At 36.5% G+C, this 534-nt stretch carries 1 protein-coding gene and 1 pseudogene; both read right to left on the bottom strand.

All coding sequences use genetic code 11. The annotated features are described in order from the left end of the window. Positions 1–122: 122 nt before the first annotated feature. Positions 123–296 carry a 50S ribosomal protein L32 gene (rpmF, locus tag A194_RS0116510; RefSeq protein WP_017187868.1) on the bottom strand — a complete coding sequence of 58 codons (174 nt, stop codon included), beginning with the start codon at positions 294–296 and terminating at the stop codon, positions 123–125. A 54-nt stretch (positions 297–350) separates the two neighbouring features. Further along, positions 351–534, bottom strand: a pseudogene (locus A194_RS19115) (hypothetical protein); the annotation flags it as partial.

Below are 534 nucleotides of genomic sequence, written 5' to 3'. Positions count from 1 at the left end.
TTGATTGTTTTGGTCTAGATATAGTAATACATCATTACTCATTCCAACCCCACCCTTATATATAAATCTCTTCTAATACAAAAAAAGATGCCTCCATTACGAGACACCTTTACTTGGTTGAATTACTTCTCAACAACTTCTTTACCGTTGTAATTTCCACATTCTTTACAAACGTGGTGAGGTTTAGCGTACTCGCCACAGTTTTGACATTCTACCATACCTGGTAAATGTAGCTTCTTGTGAGTACGACGTTGGCGCTTAACTTTTTTAGAAGTTTTTCTCTTTGGTACTGCCATGTGTTACACCTCCCTTTAACTCATCAGACCCAATATTATCAAGGATCAATCATTTCATTTCTTATCGTTTTCAAAGAATTGTTTTAAAGATGAGAGTCGAGGATCTACTTTTTGATTTTGTTCTTGTTCTTGCTCGAACTTTTCTTGCTGCATCGCATCTTGCTCTAAGTATTCATCTTCACCTAGAACGGTAAATCCTTCTTGCTCACCAACGACATCCTCGATTTTAGTTTCTTCA

This window comes from Alkalibacillus haloalkaliphilus C5, from assembly GCF_000269905.1.
Taxonomy (GTDB): Bacteria; Bacillota; Bacilli; order Bacillales; family Alkalibacillaceae; genus Alkalibacillus; species Alkalibacillus haloalkaliphilus_A.
This window is presented reverse-complemented; position numbering and strand designations above follow the sequence as displayed.